Source organism: Limnobacter sp. 130, from assembly GCF_902506325.1.
In the GTDB taxonomy this organism is placed as follows: Bacteria; Pseudomonadota; Gammaproteobacteria; order Burkholderiales; family Burkholderiaceae_B; genus Limnobacter.
This window is the reverse complement of sequence record NZ_LR732328.1, coordinates 1,793,726-1,816,080: the sequence shown is the minus strand read 5'-3', so window position 1 is coordinate 1,816,080 and position 22,355 is coordinate 1,793,726. Positions and strand designations below refer to the sequence as shown.

Genomic DNA, 22,355 nt, shown 5'->3' with positions numbered 1-22,355 from the left:
ATAACACCCACCGTATTTTTTCAGTTTTAGTTGAAAAGCCGATTGCGGCGAAACGTGGTTGTGTAGCGACTCCTATACAACCTATCACTTGTAACTAGCAGGCATGGTACCCAAAGACCCTGCTGTGTGTTCCCTCGGGCCACAAGTATGTTTGTGTTGCCCCGTGCCCAAACCCGTTTGCTGCGACGAATCACCAGTCTGCGCAACAAGGAGAAAACACCTTATGGAGGGCTTCGCGCCGGTTGGTGCCTAACTACGGAGCCAAAACCGAAAGATCCATTTTGAGCTTCAGGGCTCGCAAGTGTCGTATGCATACTGCGTAGTTTTGCGGGATCAACTCGCGACACGACTGCCGCGTATCCATGAATGGGGAATCCCGGTACAACCCGTAAATTGCATACATACCTTTATGTCCCAATTTATACATATCTAAACTGTTCAGTTGTGCTGGACCACATCTCTTAAAATCTTTGGGTAAAGCCTAGCGAAAAGAATTCGGCATCCAGGTCAGCGATGCCTTTGAATTCCCCGCCAGACACTTCAATAGGAGTGACCTGAGTATTATTTCCTACCTGACCTGCGTCCACATCAATGATACCGAAAGCCAGAGTGACCGTAGTATCTCTGCTTGGTGTAAAGCTTGCCCCAAGTCCGTAAAAGCGACGGTCGTTATCAGGTAATATAGGAACGCGTAGATCGTCGCCGACCACACCATTTTCCATACCATAGCCAGCGTGCAATGTTAGTCGCTTGTAAGGTTTGTAATTCAGACCGATTCTATACGCTTGAGCTACTTTGAAATCTTGAGGTAAGTCTTCAATGACACGGCCATTACTCACACGCTCATAGCGTAAAAATGTCTCGGTATAATCTTGATATGTGTAAGTGGCCATTAAGTCGAGTTTCGGGCTGTAATGGTGAAACAGGGAAATACGGAACTCATCTGGAAAAATTGTGCGTTGTCTAGCTTGCTGCTGTGGTTCTAGATCTCCAGCCGCTTGCGGGCCGTTCACCCCAAGCAGCGGACCACCAATCGCAATCAAACCGCCATTTAGAAACTCGCGGAAGGCCGCCGTATCTGCATTTTCATTGATGGTCAGTTCCCCTTGATTGCCATTGAAGCGTGTCTTTGGTCGATAGGAGGCACCAATTCGTGTGCGATCCGTTGGCTCCCACAGCAGACCAGCTTGGGCATTTAAGGCCCAACCCAAGATCCTCAACTTCGCGTCCGTTTCGCCTGGGATAGGGGGCGCTAGCCCTGACGCGTTTAAAGTATCGAGAAGTGCGGTCGTTCCAGGAGGTCCCAACTTGCTTACTGCATCTCGGTAATTCAAACGAATTTTGATTGATTGAAAATAACGTTCATAAGAGCCGTTGGCACCAATCGACAGAGTCGGGGTTAGCTTATAGCCGAAGCCCAAGTTCAAGCGTGTTATCTTCAGGTCGCTTTCGCGACCTGCACCTCGACCAGGAAAATCTTCCCGATAACGGGTTAAGAGGCCATGTGAGCCCGATGCACTGAAACCCACTACCAGCTTGGGGCTGACCGGAATGGCCACGAACAATCCAGGAATAAACAATGCAGAGTCAGTGCCATCTTTTCTGGAAAAAAACTCGCCGGCTGAGCCCTCACGCCCGTTATCCGTGGGCGGACCGTCATTGTTTTGTCTGGAGGTGTAGTCGTTATCAAAAGTGGCGATACTCGCCACATTCAAAACTTCAATGCGCTTGAAACGTGTCAGCGCAGCCGGGTTAAAAAAGATCACAGAGGCATCTGAAGCCTCCGCCGCCTGGCCTGCACCCGCAGTGGCGATCCCCATCGCACTTTGGTTGTCGTTGGCTGTACCACCCGCAAAAGTTTGATGGCTAAGTGAAAACGCCATTACTGAAAACGCGACTGCACACGCTCTCCGAAGGGAGCTTTGCTGAAAAAACACCATTGGTCTGTCTCCTCGCTCCGACGGTGCAGGGTCGCTGTGCGCCCGACTTTGATTGTCGTGAGTTTTACTGGTTGTTTTTAGAAATTTTACTTACTTTCCAACGAAACAATACGTGAGAAAAGAAGCTATGTTTACAACAATTAACATTGATAGTACTGAAAATGTAAACCGAATTCAACCAATCGTTCAATTGATTTTTGTCAAGCTGCTAAGGAGGTTAACTTCGTCTGTGGTCGACAACACACGTCTGGTGGTAAAAGTTAAGCTCAATATCTGTCAGAGACAAAACTTGGGCCCAATTCAGTATTTGTACTTTTTCAATCCTCAACTAAGCAGTAATTTGTAAGTAAAAAGCACATAAACTACTAGTATTGAGAGCACTGCTCAATTGTGTGATTGGGTCTCGATCTTGGGTCGCTATAAGATCTATGTTTCTGAAACATTACTGGAATATTTTTCTTTTACACAAATAAGGGGGTAAAATTTACTCTATTTTTCCTATTGTTTTCAGTGTTGAATGGCAAAGTGATTAGGTAATGTTTTGGTTAACACTTTTTGACTAACCCATTCGACAAAGACAATCCCATCATGAAAACCCTGTCCAAATTACGTCAGCGAGGCGCGCTCATGATTGAGCTTGTGCTGACACTGCCCATTTTGCTGGCTGTGATTTTCGCGATTGTCGAGTATTCGGTGTTGTTGGGAGCCATGCTGATCATGAACAACACCACCAGTGAAGCGGCGCGACAAGCCACGGTGTACCGCAGCGGGTTTGCAGTTGGTGATTATGAAAGCTTTGCGCAAGACGCTCTGGAAGACTTGTTACCAACTTACGTCGGCTCATTTCGGGAAAGCGTGGTGCCCTCGGTAAATTCCTTTGCTTGCGGCGATTCAACCTGCCTGCGGGTACGTCTTGATTATCCCAACTACAGCAGTAACCCCCTGGTCGGAAACTCCTTCTTCATTCCTTTGCCTGAGAATTTGTCAGCAGAGTCCACTACACGTGTGGAGCCGAACGATGGTTAAGCTAAATTCACAGCAATCACAACGCGGCGCCTATTCAATTCTGACGGTGTTTGTCCTCACCATGAGTCTTGGAGCCATGGGTGTTTTGGCGGTGGGGCACATAGCTTGGGAAAAAACCCGCTTGCAAGGTGTTGCTGATCTGGTTGCCTTGACTGCTGCCCGTCAAATGTCCAATGGCCCCGAGTTTGCCGAGGCGCAGGCCATTGCCCTGGCCAACGGTGTGAGCGAAGACGACGATTTGACCATTGAGTGCATTATTGACGATGCACCCACCAATGATTGCGACAACTCCATTACCAGCAGGGTCACTATTGTTCGACCGGTCAATGGTTTGCTGGTTTTTTTGCCAAATCGTGAAGTCACAGTGCTGGCTGAGGCCACAGTGGCGCCAACTGTGGTGGGATCTGTATCAAGTGGCTTGCTCAGCCTAGACACCAATCAATCTGCTCTGTTGAATGGCTTGCTGACCGCACTGGGTGGCGGTGCAATCAATTTGAATGTGGCCCAGTGGGGCAGTTTGCTGGGCAGCGACATTCGCGTGGACTTACTGGATTTGGCAATTGGCCTAGACGCTCTTAGTGTTAATGAGTTGTTGTCGCTAGAGATTTCGGCTTTGGGTTTGCTGCAAGAGGCCTTGTTGCTGGGCAACGCGGAGGAAGCCGACAAAATGGAAGTCCGAGGCGTTCTGAGTGCCTTGAGTGGACCTTTGAACAATGTCAATGTGTCTGTGGGCGATATCTTGGCTCTCGATTTATCGGGCCGAACCAACACTACATTGGACGTTAACCTGGGTCAGTTGGCGCAAGTCACTTTGCTTAACGCAGTTGAAGGCGTAGGTTATGTGCTGCCCATTTCATCGGGATTACTGAATCTGGATGTAGGAGTGAATATTCTGGAAGCCCCACAGATATTTGTCGGCCGGAAAATGCCTTACAAAGACCCAATCGCCACTGGCCGAACAGCGCAGGTGGCGTTGGATGTGCGTGTTCGCCAGCTTTTGAATCTTAACTTGCCACTGATTAATTTGAGTGCGCTTGATTTGGGGCTTCAACTGCGTGTGGCAGGTGGCCTGGCCGAGGTAAATGAACTGACATGCAGGTATCCCCGTTCAACCAACAATATGGTGATGACAGTGGTCCCTGCCTTGACCGAAGTTTGTATTTCTGACAGTGCCAGTAACTTGAACACCACCGTGGGGTCGCTGGAATGTGGCGCGCCCGCAAATATTCTAAATGTGAATCTTCTGGGTTTGGTGAATGCCGGTGTTACCTTGGCTGCGGAAATCAGCTTACGCTCTGATCCCGTTCAATACAGTTTCGATGGCGTTGCGCCCTTTAGTGAAATCATCGATTTAAGCGTGGGTGAAACGCTGAGCAATTTGTTGCAGAATATCGAGTTAAACTTAGGTATTGATCTGCCACTGTTAGGGCCTTTAATCACCGGTACTGTCAACGGATTAGTGGATGTGTTGCTCAAAGCGCTTGATCCCGTGTTAAGCCCGATCCTCGGACTGGTAGGCAATATTCTCGATGGTTTGTTACAGGTACTGGGTGTCGATTTAAATACGGTAACTGTGAATGTGGATTCCATGGACTGTCAAAGCGTGGTCTTGACCCGTTAATTGATGGTTTGATCTACTGGTGAACCACCCGAGGTTTTTAAAGTGTCAATCAGCACTCGATACTTTCCACCGCTGAGAGTCCAATATTTTCCCCTTTGTCAGTTCGCTTAGAACGACCTTTGCGCGACTTGAATCGGTGGGAGTCGTTGTCTGTTTCACTTAGTTCACCTGTTCCATCTGATTTCTAATGATCCGACTTTTCTTCGGATTGAATTCAGAAAAATTGTCGAGGAGTGATGTTCCTAGTGACCTGCCCTGGAATTTCCTACCACTGAGAACTTAACTTTCTGGTCTCGGTTGGTAAATCGCTTTTCAATCCTGCCACGAATTCATTCGAAGTCAGGTAGTTCAAACTGGAGTGCGGTCTGACTGCATTGCAATGCTGTCTCCAGTCTTCAATAATTACCCGTGCTTCAAGTCGATTTCGAAACCACTCCATCGACAGGCATTCATTCCTGAATTCACCGTTGAAGCTTTCGTTGGTACCGTTTTGCCATGGTTTGCCCGGATCAATTAACACGCTTTCAAGTTTCTCTTGCACAGCCCATTCCAAGAGCTTGGTAGCCACGAATTCCAGACCGTTGTCACTCCTGAGGTACTTGGGTGCTCCTCGCACACTGATCAGCCTACTAAGCACATCAATGACTCGTTTCGAACGAATGCTGCCAGCCACATCGATTGCCAAACATTCCTGAGTGTATTCATCCACAACGGTTACGCCGTGGCGTTTGGCCACTTCCACTACGGTGTCTTTATCAGTTTCTCTCTGGATTCGAACAATCTGTTCATCGCTGAATCGGGCTCGTTTCATTTCGTCTCTCACTGCGTTGAGAGACAATTGTAGTTAAGTAACGTTGGATCGAAAAATCCGGGGCAGGTCAACACCCCAGAAGATCACCACCAATGAATCATGGTGACTTGCGGCTTGCCATACATCGATTTTGTCCAATACCAGGTGGGGAAAAAGGCTGTAGGCCAGGCCATGGAACGACAGGAAGAACACACCGACCGCGCATGCAAACGGCACCCATGCACCGTACTCATTGCCCGAACTCAACCGGCTTGGCAGGCGACGCAATGTGCGATCCGCGATAAAGAACAAGCCAAGGGTTGCCAATGGAATAGGCATCAATAAAAAGAAGTAATTGACGGCAAACCACTTTTCGAAAATACGGGTGCTGATGAAAGGTGTTACCAGTGAAATGGCTGCAATACCCACGCCAGCCAACCACAAACTTCTGCGCGCCCAGGTAATTAGATGTACACCAATACAGTCTGCTTTGATCTCACTTAGACGCCACGCCGCTGAGTTCGAATCATCCTTGGATTAAGTTAGGACGATTAATAAATCACTGAATGCGAATAATTAAATCTAGGAACAAAGCCCATGATCTATTTGGTTTAGAAGTTCCTTGACTCGCTCACATCCTTCAGCAGTTTCCATGACCTCAAAGGCGCTTTTATCGCCAAAAGCCTTTTTCGGTTTATGCATCCAAGACCTCACTTTTCTGGTATCTCCAAACACCACGAGCGCCATGCGCAGAGCTGAGAATTGATAACTTTTCATGGAGTATCCGGCGAAATTTCCAAACGGAAATCTTGGTTAAAGATAGGCATCCGCTTGGTGGCCATTACAAAACCACCCTTAGCAACTTCGAAATATTGATCGCGTCATCCAGTGCCCGGTGATGCGCTCCCGTGTGCTCAATCCCAGCAATTTGAAGTGCACCCATCATTCCTACCCGTTTAATCTTTCGCTTCTTGGCAAAGATCTTTTTCAGGTTCGCATGCGGAAGATGAGCCACGGGATTTTCCACACCGTGGCGAGCCGAGTCATGCTCAAACTGGCTTCGATCGTAATTGCCCCAGCTCGTCCAAATGCTGTTCTCCTCAAGATACTTGACAGCGAATTCTTGAAGTAGAGGAGCCACTTGATCGAAGGTTGGTGCCCCATCCACTTCGTCCTGCGTGATGGTAGTGAGCTCGGTACAGAAGGGTGTCAGAATTCTATTGACCACAGGGCGTACGAAGCTTTGAAACGTGTCGAGAATCTCCCCTTCAGGATTTACCCAACATGCACCAATCTCAATAATTTCCATATTCGAGCCAGTGATGCATTCATCGTTTGAACACGTTGCCTCTAAATCAATCACCAAAACATTGGCTCTGGGAATCGATGTGATTTCTTCTTGTTGTGTGTCCATCTTTTCAATTCCACTTTAATTTGTAGGTTTCCCACTCGGTCACAAACTGATCAAAGCCGATGGCTCTAATTGAATAGTTTGGGTTCTCAAATCTGTCTTGCCATTGAGCCAACATACTGGCCATGATCGGATTGAGCATCTCATCCTTAAGCCTGCATCGGTACACTGATCCTGAGTATCCATGAAAGTCCACAAACCCCTGTTCGAGGGTGAAATCAATAATCCCGGAATTCAATCGCCACCGGTCAAAGACATCGTCATCAACGGTAGACGACAACAAGCGGTAGGTCACTTCATGATCATTGATCACCTTAAGCACGGACCAATAGTCCACGTGACGAATGCCATCTTCACAGTATTTAATCAGTGTCATGGCTTACACCTCCACAAACCCGAAATGGGCTTTGGTCTTGCAACCCAGGTCCTGCAAACAAATCCGTACCGTCAATTCGTCGATAACCTGCTCACCGTGCAATGAAGAGGAGACCCCCTCATTGGCCTGCTGTGTAGCGTGTTCACCTTCAATGCCATTTGACGCCTTGGCGCTGCTTGGTACCATTTGATTCATTACGGTATCAACGTGTTGCCTAACTACTTTGTCCAGCAGGCTCTGTAAGTTACGCAGATCAACATCCTGGCTAGCCATCAAACTGATTGCGGCTGGCGAAAATCGGATGTTCATATAAGACTTTCTCAGCATATTGCTGATAATCACCTCTCGCTGATTTCGGTTGGGGTAACTGATCTCGAATGTGTCAAAGCGCGATCTGACCGGATCCGAAATCAAGCTTGCATCGTTGCTTGTGGCCACGTAGATGATCCGTGACGCATCAAATTGAAGGTTGCCAAATTCATCGTGAAATTCCTGAGATGTTTGCGGCTCAAGCAAGGCCAGCAACGCGCCCTCAACTGGGAATTGAGAGTTCCTGTCGGCCTTATCAATTTCATCGAGCAAGATCAAAGGCGATGCGGTTTCACTTCTGGCCACTGATGAAAAAATCAGGCCTGCTTGCCCATTACCCCATTTGTTACTGATACCCGTTAACACTCCCCCCATGGATGTGGAGGCGATGTTCACATAGTCATAGCGGGTATTAAGTGCCTCAGCCAATGCCTTGGCAAAAGCACTTTTGCCCGTTCCCTTGGGACCATTAAGATTAAGGGGTTTGAGCCGCTGTTTATTCTCTTGTTTCAAGGGCCATACGCGCAACTGTCCAATCACGTGATCAACCACATGCGCGAAATTTGGAAATTGCTCACGAAGCAACTTCAACCTTTCCTCAAGCTCGTTGCTTTGCTTGATAATTTTTCTGAATCCGTTGAATTTGGCCATGTGGACAAACATGCGCCATGCCCGCGCTATACGATCGCTGTCCTCACCAATTTCTTCAACAAAGTTCATGACTGATTTCGCAGTGAACAATCGAACCGTTCCCTCATGCATCGCACTGTATTCATCGATATCGCTCATGCAGCTTTCGACGTGTGAAAGGAAAGTTTTGGAATCACTGGGGGCTTTCAAATCCTCAGCATTGCTCAGGACCTTCAGCACATGAACTTCTTCATCGATTTGATCTTTAAAGGCACGATGGTCACTATTCTCCGAATTTGCTAGCCACTTCTTTCTCAAATACTCAAACTCTTCAGAGTCCACGAAGTCCCAAAGATCTTGTTGAAAATCTGGGCTTGAAAGTTGTGTTACAAACCGATCACGCTCCAGCATGCGCAGCTTGTCCAACGTTTCTTCTTTCCGTTTACGGGGGACAAGAATATTGGCTGCACCCACATACACATACTCATTCCAGATCGGATCTGTATCTGATTCGCGGAAAATTTGTGATCTCATTGTTTCGCTCAACATACGAGCACCCCTGTCTGTACCATCTCTAAAACGTCTATTACTCATGCTGCTTCTCCCTGAGCAAATTGGTGGGCAAGCAAGACACTGGTCTCGCCTTTGTCGAAAGCCCGCGCGCTGGCGCAATCGGCTTCATGCAATACAAAACTTTCTGGTGTTTTGCGTTTTCGAGCCCCAGATTGATCGTGCTGTTTTTTGACAGCACAGATGGCATGCTCCAGTTGTAGTTCACGATCGGTTGGATAACATCCAGATACAACGCAGGCCACCGCAATCCACTTGAGCATGGTTTGTTCATGCCCCAAGAGTTCACAATTCAAGTTGGTTGAATACACATGGGGAGCCAAGCGGTAGTACTCATCGACCTTGGCCGCATCGTGCAACAGAGCGGCCAGAAGAGTAAGACTCAAATCGAATGGTGGCTTGCTAGATGCACGTTCCTCTGGCGTTGTGGCTAAGGCCTTGAGCAGGACATTTGCAACAGTCTCTGCGGTGTGCAACAGCAACCCATGCTCTTGGTTGTGGTGGCTGCGTGTGGAAGCTGCATATTTCAGGAATTTGTTGAAGCGCTTGCCCTGCCCCATGATTTCCAGATACAGCGCGCGGTCTTCGGGGTTAAGAAATCGAAACACCTCGCTGAGAAATCCACACAGGCTTGAAGTGTCGATTACCTCATCGCCACCAGATTGCTGCAAGGTGGCCGGAAGCACTGCCTGGGCGTAGTCAAATGGATTGCAATCCAAGCCACTGTGCGATGGGATCATTGTGGTGACCCAGTAGTAATCGCCGACTTTCATTGCACAATCCAACACGCGTGTGTCAATCTCAAGCGAACTGTAATCGCTAAGTGTGTCAGCGCCCCGGTGTGCCAGATTGACAAACAACATGCCTTTGTAGCTTTTGCGCAGTGAGCAATACACAGGCAATGCCACTTTGGCGTAATTCACACCATCTTCATAAGTGTTCTCTGCGATAAAGCCACGTTTGGACACACTGATATCTGATCCATACTTGGCAAACTGCGGCTCATTCAACCCTTCCAATGCACCTTTAAATGGCGAACCCTGATTGCGACGGATATAAATGCTTTCGGGCATGGCCACATCGCGCATTCGGGACCCAAGGGCGTCATGTGCTTTGTAGATTCGGGCCTGGGTGCTGCGGCTATCAAAACTGGGTACAAGTCTATGGATTTTCATTGTTATTCTCCTTGTGGGTTATTACTTTGGTAGCTTTCAAACATCTGCAGCCAGGGGTTTTGAATGGCAGTTTTGGAAGCTGGGTTTACATCGACTGCGGGTGTAATGACGGGTGTGACGGCGGGCGTAACTTCAGGAGCCGGGACATTTGAGGCCTTATCCGCCTGTGCTTTCGCCGACACGGCTGTCTTCGGCACCGCCGCCGCAGGCGAATGAACCACAGGTGCAACTACAGGAGGCGCCGCACCTGGCCCCAAGTTCGCAGCCAACATCCGCTCAAACGCTGAGCCATCACGACGGGTCAAATTGGGTACGTAACGTGAGTACACCTTGAACAGCATTTCTGTGGACGAATGTCCCATCTGAAATGCAATCCATTCTGGTGATTCACCTGCGGCCAGCATCAACGTGGCGAAGGTGTGCCGGGTTTGGTACGGCGTACGAAGTTTTAACCCCAGTGAGCGCAGCATGGGATACCACACCCGGTTACTCATATTGCGGTTGGTAAGCGGCCCACCGTTGCCGTTGGCAAATACATAGGGCGACTTTTTGCCAGTGACTTCCCATTGGGTTCTGAGAGCCTCATACACCTGTGGTGCCATCTGGATATCTCGGTTGGAATCGGCCGTTTTTGGCGTTTCCTCATAGTCATCCACAATGGTTTCGCGAATGGTGATCAGTCGCTTTTCAAAATCGATGTACTTCCACTTCAGCCCATGAATTTCTCCCGGGCGCATGCCCGTGAAAAACTTCACCGTGAAGTAATCCCGAAAATCTTCGCGGCAGAACTTTATGATCATCTCCACCTCTTCAATGGTGAAGGGCGTGACATCCGTCTTTTTGATCCGCATCCGTTTGATATTCTGGTACGGAGTGGTAAAGTTGAATCGATCAGCGGCTTCATCTAAGACCTGTTTCACAGACGTCATCACATGATTGATCCGTGAAGCTGACATTGTTGTTCCTGGTTTTTTGCCCGGGGCTTTGGCGAGAACTGAGCGAAATTCCAGAAGGTCCTGTTTGGTGATACTGCTGATCACCCTCTTTCCAAACTGTGGGATCAACCACTTTTCCAAGATGTCGCGCTTGGTGCGAATGTTCGAGCGCTTCCAAAGCGACTCATTTTCTTCAATGAATTTCTGAGCAAATTCAGTGAAGGTGGGATGACCCGCTGAAGAAATATTCTCAATCGCTTGGCGCAACGATTGGTTGGCCATTGGAACGGAAACCATTGGCGAGGCGGGTTGATATTGTTGAGTTTCGAGGGCTTCGATTTTCCTCAGTAATTTACTTTCAGGAAAATAACGTCGATATTCAAAAGTGCCAAACTTGATTTCAAGCTCAATACTTTTTAATAAAGCTTCAAGTCTCTTGCGGTTTTTTGGTTCGTCTTTGAACTGCGTTTGTTCCCGACAGCGCATGCCGCGATAATAGAAATCAATCTGAAGATTGCCCGTCTCTTTTCTTGCGCGAATAATTCCCATGACGCCTCCTTACATCCTTGGCGAACTGTTATTCAGTTGGGCAAATCGAATCATGTCGGATTGAATGACCTCCCAAATGAAAAGAATTTTTCGGCCATTAAACGGACGAATGTAATGACGCCCCTCAAGCAACACAGAATCTTTCAGACGATCGCGAATGGTTCGAACGTCATATTTAATTCTTGCGGAAAGTTCTTCAGTGGTTAGATAAGTCACCTCGGAATTTTTCGCAGTGTCACTTGCAGTAGGTACCTGCACTGCTGGAGCATGTTTGGTCTTACCAAAAGTTTTGACAGCAAAGTTTGTGTTCATGGGCAATTCCTCTTTTGAGTTTCAAATGTCACGTATTAATTACATACGTTGATTTAAATTTACACCACAACTCAACGAATGTCAATTAAAATTGACCTTCATAAGGAGATATTTTCAATGATCAGGTTTTATTTACAGGAACGAATGGCAGAAAAGCAATTCAAAGAGGGCAAGAGAGTGACTCTCAAGGAGGTTTCAGAGGCAACTTCTATAAACAGAGCAACGCTATCCAAAATGCTGCACCATCGTGGATACAACACAGTGACGGACAACCTGGATCGCTTATGCAAATACTTCAACTGCCGCTTAGATGAAATCGCGGAATTTGTGACGGATGAAATTGAATCGACGAATCAATAATCGCTGAATTTGCCGACAATCTTTTTGAATTGAATGAAGCTGATTTAACTCAATTAGCATCTGACAATTTGGCAACACGAGATAAAGAAATCTCGTCAGATGCATTTGAGAAAGCTGAGCTTGTGACCAAAGCGTGACCAGTTTGCAAGCCGATACTCCTCGCAAAGCTTGTGACCATAATTTTGGTCACAATGTAGTCACAACATGGTCACAAAATTTTTGGGCCCGTTGGAATTTCAATTGACTCAAATTCGCAAGAACCCCGGCTGGAGACGCTTTTGAAGGAAAATGAAGTGGCGCGGCTGGCGGGGATCGAACCCACGACCCTTGGCTTCGGAGGCCAATACTCTATCCACTGAGCTACAGCCGCGCGAGAAGGCGTTAGTGTACACCAGCGCTGGGATCTAGGATACTGGCGGTATGTCAGCACCTCCACGTACTCTAAAAATGAAATTCGCTCAAATCTTGCGCAGCAAAGTGCTGTTGATTCCACTTGCCATCGTTGTGTTCTTCTATCTGTTTGCGTGGGCTGGCCTGCCACGCCTGGTGCACTGGCAAGCTGAAAAACAGGTGCTTGAGCGTTCGGGCCATGCGTTGAACATGGGCCTGCCCGAGATCAACCCCTTCAAGCTGACCGTGCGAATCCCGAATCTGAACCTGGCCACGCCGGAAGGCGAGCAGCTTGTGTCATTCGAGCATTTGTTTGTCGATGTGTCGGGCACCGACCTGTTCACCGGGCTAATTGCGCTGGATCAAATCGACCTGAAAAACCTGAACCTGAATGTGGCCCTGCTGCCCGAGGGCAAGAACAACTTCACCGCCCTGCTGGATGCCTTTAAAACCGACGAGCCCGAGGAAGAAGAAAACACCGAGCCACCGGCCTTTTTGCTTAGCCACCTGCTGATTTCCGATGCAGCGGTAAATTTCGAAGACCGCCGCAAACCCGATGGCCTGAAAACCACCATCACGCCGCTGAACCTGGAGTTGCGCGACCTGGCCACCCGTTCAGAAAACGATGGTGACTTTGTTCTGAATGCAGTCACCGGCCTGGATGCTGAGTTGAAACTACGCGCGCAAATTCAACTGGCCGACCCTTCTGCGGTGGGTGAGTTTTCACTCACAGGTTTGAACATTGCCAAGCTGGGACCGTTGCTGGCCCCATTGCTGCCCACAGCCCCACCGGCTGGCAGTGCCGACCTGGCTTTGAATTTTGATGTAAACCTGAAAGACGCCAGCGAGGAAATTCCGCCCAAGGTATTGATCAACAACATCAATGCAGAAGTGCGCGAATTCAACATTGCTGCCAAGCCACAAGGCGCGGCCGCAGCAGCCCAATTCGGCAAGCTGAACATCAACAACGCAAGCTTTGATTTGCAAACCAACAAGGCCGAGTTGGCTGGCATTGTGCTGGCAGGCTTGCAACTGAACCACGGCAACAAGGCCAAAGCCATTGGGCTGAACACCATTGAAGTGGGCCCCATTGCGGCGGACTTGAATGAGCAGCATGCACAGGTAAACAGCGCCACTGTGCAGGGCGGGCAAGTGAATGTGAAGCGCAACGCCAAGGGCGAGCTTGATTTGATGGCGGCGATTAACGACTGGATTCCCCCAGCCAAGCCAGCGGCAAAACAAGCTGAGGCAGACAACGAAACTGCCGAGGAATCGGAATCCAAGCCCTGGACCTACGCAGTCGACACCATTGCCATTTCAGGCATTAACGCAGCCTTTGAAGACCAAAGCGTGAAACCTGCGCTGAACATCGGTCTGAACAACATTGCGGTTTCAACAAGCGGCCTTACGCAAGACCTTTCGAAAAACCTGCCCCTGAAGGCCAGCCTGAATGTGGCCAGTGGCGGCAGCATTGCAGTGAACGGCACAATCAACCCCAGCACCGCCGCCACGCAAATGAATGTGGAAGTCAATGCGCTGGCACTGAAACCCGCGCAGCCTTTCATCGGTCAGTTTGCAAAACTGGACCTTGCAAACGGTGCCATTTACACCAAAGGCAAAGCCACCTACAACGCCAAGGAACAAGGCTATGTGGGCAGCCTCACCGTGGCAAGTTTGCGCCTGAATGAAACCGGCACGAAAAACTCGTTTCTGGAATTCAAAAAGCTGTTTACACCCGGCCTGCGCGTGAATGCCCAAGGCTTGAACATTCAACGGTTAACACTTGAAGGGCTGGACACTGCGCTGCTGATTGCGAAAGACAAATCGACCAACATCAGCCGTATTTTGGTGAACAAGGAAGAACCGAAAACTGCAGCGGAACAAACAACTGCACCCGCAAAATCCTCCGACAACTCGCCCCCTGCATTTGCAGTGAACATTGATCGCTTTGCGATTGCCGACAGCGAGTTGGACTTTGCAGACGAATCGCTGTTCATTCCGTTTGGCACACGCATTCACAGCCTTGAAGGTGTGGTCAATGGTTTGTCGAACAAGCCCGGCACACGCGGTGAGCTGGCCCTGAAAGGTGCAGTAGACGAATTCGGCGAGGCCGATGCGCAAGGCACAGTCAACCTGCTTGATCCCACCGCTTACATGGACATTGCGGTGAAATTCAGCAACGTCGAAATGAGCAATCTGACCGCGTACTCCGGCACGTTTGCAAACCGCAAAATTGAATCGGGCAAGTTGTCGCTGAACCTGAATTACCAAATTGAAAACCAGAAGTTGAACAGCACCAACCAAGTGATTGTGGACAAGCTGAAACTGGGTGAGCGCGTACAAAGCCCGCAAGGCCGAGACCTGCCTTTGGAGTTGGCTATTGCAATTCTGGAAGACAGCAACGGCCGCATTGATTTGGGCCTGCCCATTACCGGCGATTTGAACGACCCGCAATTCAGCTACGGGGCCATTGTGTGGAAGGCCCTTGGCAATGTGCTCACCAAAATTGTGACCGCCCCTTTTCGCGCGCTGGGCGCCTTGTTTGGCGGTAGCGATGCCGATGAACTGGGCAAGATTGAATTCACCGCGGGTGCCAACACGCTAAGCCCCTCACAACGTGAAGGCCTGAAAAAACTGGGCGAAGCATTAACCACCCGCCCGAACCTGGCACTAACCGTACAAGGCACATGGGCACCTGCCGACAAAACAGCCATTCAAAATTTGCAAATGCGCCGTGCGGTGGCCACACAAGCTGGCGAGAAATTGCAAGCCGGTGACAACCCAGGCCCCCTGGCTTTGAACAGTGAAACCACTCAAGAAGCACTGGAAGCCCTGTTTGAGAAACGGTTCAGCGGCGGTGAACTGGCCTCGCTGAAAACAGGCTTCAGAACAGCCAACCCGGGCAAGCTTGAACAAGGCCTTGCTGGCAAAGCGCTGGGGCAAATTACCAACTTGTTTAAAGACACGCGCGAGTTAAGCGATTCTGAAGTGAACGCACTGAAAGACAAAAACTTTTATGCAGTGCTTGCTCAAAAACTGCAAGACTCGGAAGACGTAAGCACCGCGCAATTGCAAGCCCTGGCCACACAGCGCCAACAAGTGGTAAGCACCGGGCTTGCTGCTGCTGGCGTGCCAGCCGAACGTGTAAAAACCGATGCACCCAAGGAAACCAAAGCAAGCGATGAAAAAACCGTGCCGATGGAATTGGGTGTGGCGGTGAACAAATAACTAAACAATAAACCCCGCCTTGCTGGCCAGCACCTCGCGGGTTACCCGAATGAATTCACGGGTTTTGGCGGGCATGGGGTTGGCATAGGGGCACACGGCAAATATGTCGGCCGGCGCGCCCGCCCAGTCGGTCAACACGCGCACCAGCGCACCGGTTTTTAGTTCTTGCTGAATGTCCCATTCAGAACGCAACAACACGCCCTTGCCTTGCAGGGCCCATTGCACAGACACATCGCCGTCGTTCGAACTCACTGGCCCGTGTACTTTCACGGTGGTTTCCTGCTTGCCGCTGCGCAACTGCCAGTTGTTGAAGGTGTGGTTCTCTTGCCGAATCACGAGGCAATCGTGGCGGGTCAGGTCGGCAGGCGTGTTCAACTCGCCAGCAGCCGCTGCCAAATACGAAGGTGCGGCGCACAATATGCGCCGGTTGCTGGCCAGCTTCTGGGCAATCAACCGTTGGTCGGGCGGCTCGCCAAAGCGCACCGACAAATCAAAGCCACCCTCGATCAAATCAATGGGGTGGTCGGTCAATTCCAGTATCACTTCCACGGCCGGAAATTCAGCATGGTAAGCCGACACCACATTGGCCACGTGTTTGCGGCCAAAACCCAAACTGGCATTCACCCGCAGCAGGCCGCGCGGGGTGTCTTGCCCGGCACGCAGCGTGGCTTCCAGCACGTCAATTTGACGAAGAATATTGCTCCCTTCCAACAAATAGCGTTCGCCCTCGGCACTTAAACCAATGCGTCGCGTGCTTCGGTGCAGCAGGCGCACACCCAGCCGCTTTTCCAATGCAGCCAGGCGACGGCTAACGGCAGGCGGTGTTACATCAAAGGCCATGGCGGCACTGGCCAAGCTTTCATGGCGCAGCAATTCGCTGAAAAAGGCAAGATCGGACAATTGCTTCAAAAAGAACTCTCACATTGATTCGTGCGTATTTGTTAATAATATTTTAAATATTGAATCATTGTAGATATTTTTATAATGAATACACTGGGCGCTTCCACATCACCAGCACACCACACCCCATGTCTTGGCTCGCTCTTCCTGATTTGCTCCTTGTTTTGTCGTTGGGCGCTGCCTTGGGTTTCTTTGGTGGACTGTTTGGTATCGGGGGCGGCATTATCGCTGTCCCCCTTTTTATTATCGGGTTTGGCATGGACCAGGCCCTGGCACAAGGCACCGCACTGGTGCTGATGGTGCCAAATTTGCTGATTGGCTGGTGGCGTTACAACCAGCACCACAAACTGCCCTGGCTGGCCGTGGCTGCCATTGGCATTACCGCCACAGTGACCACCTGGCTAACCGCCAAACTGGCTGTGCGCCTGGATCAAGACCTGCTGCACTGGATATTCAACCTGTTCATTTTGGCAGTGGGCCTGCGCATGTTGTTGCTGCGGAAAAACCCCAGCGCAAATTCAAATAGCTCTGACCAACCCCGCACAGCCACCATGCCCATTGTGGGCGTACTGGGCGGCACCAGCATGGGGTTGCTGGGCATGGGGGGTGGCTTGGTGGCCACGCCCATGCTGACCACCGTGTTCAAGCACACCCAAACCACGGCGCAGGCTTTGTCGCTGGCGCTGGTGGCACCAAGCTCAGTGATGGCGTTGACCACCTATGCCAACGCCCACCGCGTGAACTGGGAACTGGGCTTGCCGCTGGCCTTTGGTGGCCTGTTCACGGTATCTGCCGGGGTGGCCATTGCCCACTACCTGCCTGAAAAAGCCCTGCGCCGAAGCTTTGCAGCGGTCATGATTGTTGCGGCGTTTTGGCTGATTTTGCAATCACTACACACGCACTAAGCTTTTCCGGTAAGAATAGGGGCTTGTCCACACTTGCCTTGTTTGCTTGATGAAGCTGGCGGCCCTGTTTCGTTTTGTGTTGTTTGCTACTTTGCTTGGCCTTGCCTCCAATGTGTGGATGAGCGAGCGCGCCGACCAATTGCAAACCTCGCAAACAGCGCTGCTGACTGCCCGCCTCAATGCCATCAATGAATTGAGCCTGCTGCAATCGGAATTCGATGCGCTGCAAACGTTGGTGGCCGCCTTTGTGGTCAGCAAAAACAGTCAACACCTGGTGAATTACTACGAGCTGCTGGATGCACATGCTGGTGTACGCAAGTACGCCCGACCTGTCGACGATGTGTACTGGAGCAAACTGATTGCAGGCAACACCCAGGCAGTGCCCCTGATCCTGGCAAAAGGCGAAACACTGGAAAGCCGCCTGCTCGCCCCACAAAATGAAGCGCCCAACCTGAGCGACGATGTGAAAGCCTCGGTGATCACAATTTTGGCGTTGAGCCGCAAGCTGCGCGAACGCGAGCAAATTGTATTTGCCTTGACACAAGGGCTCTACGACCCCGAAGCGAGCAAGTATGTGTCGGAAGCCCCGGTGCGCGACGACTTGGCCATTCAAATGTTGTTCTCCGAAGAATACCTGGGCATGAGCAATGCCATTCGCGCTGAAATTCAAGGCCGAATTCGCGCCGTGGAACTGGGCTTTCAAACCGTGATTGCTGAGCAGACCGACAACATCAAGGCCACTGCGAATTTCGACCTGTATCTGGGTTTGCTGGTCACGTTAATGGCGCTGCTGGGCCTTGCAGTGCTGCAACGATTTGTAGTGGCCCCGCTGCGCGACCTGAACAAAGTCAGCAAGCAAATTGCACAGGGCAATTACAGCGTAACCTTGCCTGAACCACGCTTTGTGACCGAGATGAGCAACCTGGTCAAAGGCTTCGCCTTGATGATTGGTTCATTCAAACGCGAACTGGAGCAAGGCGATGCCGCACGGTCTGCCGAGTTGATTGCGCTGGAAGCGAAAATGGGGCGGGAACGCGCCGAGGCCCAGGTGGAAGCACGCGGCATGTTGCTGGCCAATATGAGCCATGAAATCAGAACGCCCATGAATGCCATTTTGGGCATGACCGCACTCACCTTGAAATCTGATTTGCCCGAGCAGGAACGCAACTACCTGCTGAAGGTACAAGACGCAGCGAAATCACTGCTGGGCTTGCTCAACGACATTCTGGATTACTCCAAGGCCGAGGCTGGTATGGTGGAGTTCGAGCACATCCCGTTCACGCTCGATGAAGTGCTGGCCAATTCCTTTCTCGCCGTGCAAAGCCAGGCGGCCAGTCGCAAACTGATGTTGTTAAACGAAGTTGCACCGGGTTACTCCAACCAGTTGGGCCAACGCCTGGTGGGCGACCCTTCCCGGCTGCGGCAAGTGCTGAGCAACCTGCTGAGCAATGCCGTGAAGTTCACGGAAAGCGGCTCAATTCGGGTGTATTCAAGGTTGCAAACCCGCTCGGACACGGGGCTTGATTTGCGAATTGAAGTGCACGACACCGGCTCGGGTTTGAGCAAGTCGCAAGTGGAACGCATTTTTGAAAAGTTTGCGCAAGGCGACTCCAGCATAAGCCGTGTGTATGGCGGCACGGGCTTGGGCTTGAGCATTGCCCGTGAATTGGTGATTCGCATGGGCGGCGAAATTTCAGTGGGAAGTACACCGGGTGTGGGCAGCTGCTTTTGGTTCTCGGTGCCGGTGATGTACGACAGCGATATTCTGATAGAACCCCTGCCGCTGGGTTACCAAAGCGGCGTGCTGTTGCACCAACCCGGCCCGGTGGCCGACTGCGTAATGTCGGTGCTCAATGCCAGCGGCATGGAAGCGGTGGTGGTGAGCACACTGGGCCAATGCATACAACATTTGAACGACAACACCTGCGACTGGGTACTGCTGCAGTCGGATTTGCTCGACCTTGGCGCCCCCCTGCCTGCCGAGCTGCTGGCGCACTTAAGCAACCCGGCCTTGCGATTGGTGGCCATTGATCGCGACCTGCTGTCAGCCGACAGCACCTTGTTGCAACTGCTGCCCACTGAGTTGACCAAACAATTGGTGCACCTTGCCCACCCTGTGTTGATGCAAGACATCTGCGCGGCACCCAGGGCCGATTTTCAGCTTGTAGAAAAGCCCAACGCTGTGCGGGAATATCCCGAAACCCTGCAAGGCAAAAGGGTGTTGGTGCTGGAAGACCACCCAGTGAACCAGGAACTGGTGAGTTCATACCTGAAGGCCGCTGGCATGCAGGTCACCTTGTGCGAGCATGGGCAAGAGGGTGTGGAATTGCTCGACCCCGATGACGCACCCCACTTTGACGTCATCATTACCGACCTTGAAATGCCGGTGATGGATGGCTATGAGTTCACAGAATGGTTGCGCGACCAAACCCGCTGGATGGACACCCCGCTGGTCGGCCTGACCGGGCACGCCTTTTCTGAAGTACGCACCCGTTGCCTTGAATTGGGCATGGACGACTTTATCGCCAAACCCGTGGAAGCCGGCGTGCTGTACCTCACGCTTGCTGATTTACTGCACACCAGCCCGTCAGCCCCGGAAATATTGCCTGCAACACCCGCCTTGCCCAATTTGTTCATTCAACATTGTGCCGACCTGCCCGCCAAGTTGCGTGGCCACCTAGACCAAATGGACGAAGTGGCCTTTGTGCGTGAAATACATTCCATGGTCAGCCTGCTCGCCTTGCTGGGCGAGAAAGCCTTACACCAAGTGTTCAGGGAATTTGAGCAGGGCTTGAACAACCAAACCACCGACGCCCAAGAAGTGCTGGACCAAATTCGAACTGTGTGGCCCGCGTTGGTGAAGAAGTATTCCGAACTACTCGAGAACACCACCCCCACCTAGGGGAAACCTACCCCCTGAAATGGTGAACCTCCCCGTAAACGGTGAACCCTCACCTATGCGATGCCATATCCGTAATTTGCCGACGACAATACATAAACGATGAACGGCAAGGCATTGGATACAGCATGACCATTCGAGCACCCTACCAAGTGTTGCACAGCAGCCCTTACAAAAAATACTCCTTCGAGCGCGAGGTGTTTTTTGAAACGCTGGGTGCCTGCTGGGCCTTGAGTTCTCGCAACATCAGCGGCCTGTTCGCCATGCAGTTGCAAATCGACTTAAGCCGTGTGCAGTTGTTGTACGGGGTGCCCAGTTCGCATTTGCCCGAACCCCTGCTGTTTCAGTTTCTCAATGTGTTTCAAACCCGACCACGCAATGGTGCCCATGCACAGCACATGCATGCCGAGCACAATGCGCTGGAATTGGTTGAAGACATGAATGAGGCAGACTTCCTGAACTTCACCACGGGTTTTCAAGACGCGGTGAATCAAATTCTTGAGCCACTGGATTGCTGGACCAAAGAATGCCAGCAAGCCCACCTGGCCCTGAAATACTACGGCCTGAACCTGGTGGAGACGGGCATGCGTGAATCGAAGTTCAAGCGCACGTATGCCGACCTGCTGGTGAACTACCTGCTGACCACACAACGCGTGTTTTTGCAGGAAAGCAAAACCTCGACCTACAATTTTTAATCGCGCCGCCAGGTTTCACCCTAAGCGCGGGCGCAGGTGCTGGCGCAACACCATTTTCAATTCAAGAAACACGTCTGGATCGTTGAGCAAAATCATGTGATGTTTTTGCGCAAAGGTCACCCGTTGTGCTTTGCCAGTGTCGTCGGCCAAGGCGGAATCGGGTGTCACCAAACCGTCGCCCACTGTGGTGTTGAGCCAGGACGAAGTGTGATCGCCAATGGTGGAGCCCACCAAGTGAAACATCACTTCTTGCCCGTCGCGGGTTTGCAGCGCGCCCATGCCGTAGTCCAAATCGCGAATGCCGCGTGAGCGCACACCCAGAACCCGGCCAATGGGGCGGGCCAATTCAAACTTGCCAAACAATTGCTCGCCTGCAGCAGCAAGGCGGGCCAGTGGCGCACCGGCATGGGGTGAACCCAGGCACACCACGTCGCGAATGGCACGTTTCAAAATAATGTCGTCGTCGGTCAATGCTTCGACCACCGAGCGGCTGATCAGGCCGCCCATGCTGTGGCCCACCAAAGTAATTCCTTCCACCGCCACAGGCCAATTGCGCACCAGCTTGTTCAACATGCGTTTGAACTGGCGGGCATTGGAATCAATGTTGCGGCCCGTGTTGTAACGCAGATAAAGCGAGGTGACCGGGAAATCGTCTTGCAGCTTGTCGCCATAAGGGCGGGTGGCAGGTTCGCTGGGGTTGTAATACATTTGCCAGCTGTCTTCGTTGCAGCACAGGCCATGCACAAAAATGACCAAATGATTATGTGCATCGGGAAACTGGGCCAGCAAAGCGGCCTGATCGGGCTGCAAGGCCTGCCCGTTGGCGTACAAATTCATGTGCACTTGCATGGGGTTGCGTGTGGCTGCCAAGTGGTCGCCAAACACACCATTGATTGCGCTTGAAATGGCAGAAACACGCTTGTCGGTTTTTGCGTTGGGTGCAACAGGCACTGGCAAGTGGTCGACATCGTCCATCAACTCGCCACCCATGGCCTGATCAATAATTTGTGGCGATGCCAAACTTTGGTTGGCTTGCCGCACGACCCAGGCCGCACCGGAAAACACGCCTTTGCCCGCTTCGCGCACTGCGCCATACACCAGGTCGGTAATTTCATTGTGTACCGATTCCACCGGCTTGCTGGCATTGAGCGTGGCCGCACCCACAGCCTTGAATGGCATGTCGCTGATGGCGCGGTGAAATTCATGCACCCGGGTGGTGGCTTGCGCAATGGTGTCACCCACAAACATCAGGGTGCCTTCCAGTTTCTCGCCGGTGCTGGGATCTTCTTTCTTGCTCATGCAGTGTCTCCGAATCGGAATTCGAGTGTGGATTG

General features: G+C 51.1%; 17 protein-coding genes, 1 tRNA gene and 2 pseudogenes. 7 read left to right on the top strand and 13 right to left on the bottom strand.

Annotated elements, in window-relative coordinates:
* Positions 1-461 precede the first annotated feature (461 nt).
* Positions 462-1,940, bottom strand: coding sequence for an OmpP1/FadL family transporter (locus tag FRIGORI9N_RS08610; protein WP_236550829.1), 1,479 nt, complete (start codon positions 1,938-1,940; stop codon positions 462-464).
* A gap of 555 nt (positions 1,941-2,495) precedes the next feature.
* On the opposite strand from FRIGORI9N_RS08610, the gene FRIGORI9N_RS08605 reads away from it, so the two are divergent.
* Both FRIGORI9N_RS08605 and FRIGORI9N_RS08600 read left to right on the top strand, forming a co-directional pair.
* A complete protein-coding gene (locus tag FRIGORI9N_RS08605; RefSeq protein ID WP_159569491.1) occupies positions 2,496-2,966 on the top strand; it encodes a TadE/TadG family type IV pilus assembly protein in 471 nt (156 codons plus the stop codon).
* Complete coding sequence (locus FRIGORI9N_RS08600; RefSeq protein WP_159569489.1) at positions 2,959-4,587, top strand: pilus assembly protein TadG-related protein; 1,629 nt, start codon at positions 2,959-2,961, stop codon at positions 4,585-4,587. Before FRIGORI9N_RS08605 ends, FRIGORI9N_RS08600 begins: the two co-directional genes overlap by 8 nt.
* A 265-nt stretch (positions 4,588-4,852) precedes the next feature.
* On the opposite strand, the pseudogene FRIGORI9N_RS08595 reads toward FRIGORI9N_RS08600, so the two are convergent.
* From FRIGORI9N_RS08595 to FRIGORI9N_RS08555, 9 genes and pseudogenes are all read right to left on the bottom strand, one after another.
* Positions 4,853-5,305 (bottom strand): annotated as a pseudogene (locus FRIGORI9N_RS08595) (integrase core domain-containing protein); the annotation flags it as partial.
* A 126-nt stretch (positions 5,306-5,431) separates the two neighbouring features.
* Positions 5,432-5,881 (bottom strand): annotated as a pseudogene (locus tag FRIGORI9N_RS08590) (cytochrome d ubiquinol oxidase subunit II); the annotation flags it as partial.
* A gap of 78 nt (positions 5,882-5,959) precedes the next feature.
* Positions 5,960-6,124: an MbcA/ParS/Xre antitoxin family protein gene (locus tag FRIGORI9N_RS15590; RefSeq protein ID WP_371717161.1), complete on the bottom strand. Its 165-nt coding sequence runs from the start codon at positions 6,122-6,124 to the stop codon at positions 5,960-5,962.
* A 94-nt stretch (positions 6,125-6,218) separates the two neighbouring features.
* A complete protein-coding gene (locus FRIGORI9N_RS08580) occupies positions 6,219-6,791 on the bottom strand; it encodes a 3'-5' exonuclease (protein WP_159569484.1) in 573 nt (190 codons plus the stop codon).
* 4 nt (positions 6,792-6,795) lie between these two features.
* Positions 6,796-7,164: a hypothetical protein gene (locus FRIGORI9N_RS08575; protein ID WP_159569482.1), complete on the bottom strand. Its 369-nt coding sequence runs from the start codon at positions 7,162-7,164 to the stop codon at positions 6,796-6,798.
* Between the two features lie 3 nt (positions 7,165-7,167).
* On the bottom strand, positions 7,168-8,697 hold the full coding sequence (locus tag FRIGORI9N_RS08570) for an AAA family ATPase (protein ID WP_159569480.1): 1,530 nt from the start codon (positions 8,695-8,697) through the stop codon (positions 7,168-7,170).
* Positions 8,694-9,848 carry a hypothetical protein gene (locus FRIGORI9N_RS08565; RefSeq protein WP_159569478.1) on the bottom strand — a complete coding sequence of 385 codons (1,155 nt, stop codon included), beginning with the start codon at positions 9,846-9,848 and terminating at the stop codon, positions 8,694-8,696. The genes FRIGORI9N_RS08570 and FRIGORI9N_RS08565 overlap by 4 nt, the downstream gene beginning before the upstream one ends.
* Positions 9,849-9,850: 2 nt before the next feature.
* Complete coding sequence (locus FRIGORI9N_RS08560; protein ID WP_159569476.1) at positions 9,851-11,332, bottom strand: Arm DNA-binding domain-containing protein; 1,482 nt, start codon at positions 11,330-11,332, stop codon at positions 9,851-9,853.
* A 9-nt stretch (positions 11,333-11,341) separates the two neighbouring features.
* On the bottom strand, positions 11,342-11,548 hold the full coding sequence (locus FRIGORI9N_RS08555; protein ID WP_159569741.1) for a hypothetical protein: 207 nt from the start codon (positions 11,546-11,548) through the stop codon (positions 11,342-11,344).
* 213 nt (positions 11,549-11,761) lie between these two features.
* Between FRIGORI9N_RS08555 and FRIGORI9N_RS08550 the strand changes: the two genes are divergently transcribed.
* Entirely contained in the window at positions 11,762-12,004 is a 243-nt protein-coding gene (locus tag FRIGORI9N_RS08550; RefSeq protein ID WP_159569474.1) for a helix-turn-helix transcriptional regulator, read from the top strand.
* A 294-nt stretch (positions 12,005-12,298) separates the two neighbouring features.
* Here the strand turns inward: FRIGORI9N_RS08550 and FRIGORI9N_RS08545 are convergent.
* A tRNA-Arg gene (locus tag FRIGORI9N_RS08545) sits at positions 12,299-12,374 on the bottom strand.
* Between the two features lie 77 nt (positions 12,375-12,451).
* On the opposite strand from FRIGORI9N_RS08545, the gene FRIGORI9N_RS08540 reads away from it, so the two are divergent.
* Positions 12,452-15,622: a DUF748 domain-containing protein gene (locus tag FRIGORI9N_RS08540; RefSeq protein WP_159569472.1), complete on the top strand. Its 3,171-nt coding sequence runs from the start codon at positions 12,452-12,454 to the stop codon at positions 15,620-15,622.
* Here the strand turns inward: FRIGORI9N_RS08540 and FRIGORI9N_RS08535 are convergent, their stop codons facing one another.
* Entirely contained in the window at positions 15,623-16,531 is a 909-nt protein-coding gene (locus FRIGORI9N_RS08535) for a LysR family transcriptional regulator (protein WP_159569470.1), read from the bottom strand. It abuts the gene before it with no gap.
* A gap of 119 nt (positions 16,532-16,650) precedes the next feature.
* Between FRIGORI9N_RS08535 and FRIGORI9N_RS08530 the strand changes: the two genes are divergently transcribed.
* From FRIGORI9N_RS08530 to FRIGORI9N_RS08520, 3 genes are all read left to right on the top strand, one after another.
* Positions 16,651-17,427: a sulfite exporter TauE/SafE family protein gene (locus FRIGORI9N_RS08530; RefSeq protein WP_159569468.1), complete on the top strand. Its 777-nt coding sequence runs from the start codon at positions 16,651-16,653 to the stop codon at positions 17,425-17,427.
* Positions 17,428-17,476: 49 nt separating this feature from the next.
* Positions 17,477-20,329, top strand: a complete 2,853-nt coding sequence (locus FRIGORI9N_RS08525; protein ID WP_159569466.1) for a hybrid sensor histidine kinase/response regulator — start codon at positions 17,477-17,479, stop codon at positions 20,327-20,329.
* Between the two features lie 125 nt (positions 20,330-20,454).
* The gene (locus tag FRIGORI9N_RS08520) at positions 20,455-21,021 is read left to right on the top strand and encodes a hypothetical protein (RefSeq protein WP_159569464.1); all 567 of its coding nucleotides are present in this window, start codon (positions 20,455-20,457) and stop codon (positions 21,019-21,021) included.
* A 15-nt stretch (positions 21,022-21,036) separates the two neighbouring features.
* Here the strand turns inward: FRIGORI9N_RS08520 and FRIGORI9N_RS08515 are convergent, their stop codons facing one another.
* Positions 21,037-22,320 (bottom strand): triacylglycerol lipase, encoded by a 1,284-nt coding sequence (locus tag FRIGORI9N_RS08515; RefSeq protein WP_159569462.1) that lies wholly within the window; start codon positions 22,318-22,320, stop codon positions 21,037-21,039.
* Between the last annotated feature and the right edge of the window lie 35 nt (positions 22,321-22,355).

Excerpts from the sequence above, each read along its gene's own strand:
- FRIGORI9N_RS15590 (WP_371717161.1), bottom strand. The coding sequence starts at position 6,124 with ATGGCGCTCGTGGTGTTTGGAGATACCAGAAAAGTGAGGTCTTGGATG.
- FRIGORI9N_RS08515 (WP_159569462.1), bottom strand. The coding sequence starts at position 22,320 with ATGAGCAAGAAAGAAGATCCCAGCACCGGCGAGAAACTGGAAGGCACC.
- FRIGORI9N_RS08520 (WP_159569464.1), top strand. The coding sequence starts at position 20,455 with ATGACCATTCGAGCACCCTACCAAGTGTTGCACAGCAGCCCTTACAAA.
- FRIGORI9N_RS08570 (WP_159569480.1), bottom strand. The coding sequence starts at position 8,697 with ATGAGTAATAGACGTTTTAGAGATGGTACAGACAGGGGTGCTCGTATG.
- FRIGORI9N_RS08575 (WP_159569482.1), bottom strand. The coding sequence starts at position 7,164 with ATGACACTGATTAAATACTGTGAAGATGGCATTCGTCACGTGGACTAT.
- FRIGORI9N_RS08565 (WP_159569478.1), bottom strand. The coding sequence starts at position 9,848 with ATGAAAATCCATAGACTTGTACCCAGTTTTGATAGCCGCAGCACCCAG.
- FRIGORI9N_RS08560 (WP_159569476.1), bottom strand. The coding sequence starts at position 11,332 with ATGGGAATTATTCGCGCAAGAAAAGAGACGGGCAATCTTCAGATTGAT.
- FRIGORI9N_RS08600 (WP_159569489.1), top strand. The coding sequence starts at position 2,959 with ATGGTTAAGCTAAATTCACAGCAATCACAACGCGGCGCCTATTCAATT.
- FRIGORI9N_RS08530 (WP_159569468.1), top strand. The coding sequence starts at position 16,651 with ATGTCTTGGCTCGCTCTTCCTGATTTGCTCCTTGTTTTGTCGTTGGGC.
- FRIGORI9N_RS08540 (WP_159569472.1), top strand. The coding sequence starts at position 12,452 with ATGAAATTCGCTCAAATCTTGCGCAGCAAAGTGCTGTTGATTCCACTT.
- FRIGORI9N_RS08550 (WP_159569474.1), top strand. The coding sequence starts at position 11,762 with ATGATCAGGTTTTATTTACAGGAACGAATGGCAGAAAAGCAATTCAAA.
- FRIGORI9N_RS08580 (WP_159569484.1), bottom strand. The coding sequence starts at position 6,791 with ATGGACACACAACAAGAAGAAATCACATCGATTCCCAGAGCCAATGTT.
- FRIGORI9N_RS08525 (WP_159569466.1), top strand. The coding sequence starts at position 17,477 with ATGAAGCTGGCGGCCCTGTTTCGTTTTGTGTTGTTTGCTACTTTGCTT.
- FRIGORI9N_RS08610 (WP_236550829.1), bottom strand. The coding sequence starts at position 1,940 with ATGGTGTTTTTTCAGCAAAGCTCCCTTCGGAGAGCGTGTGCAGTCGCG.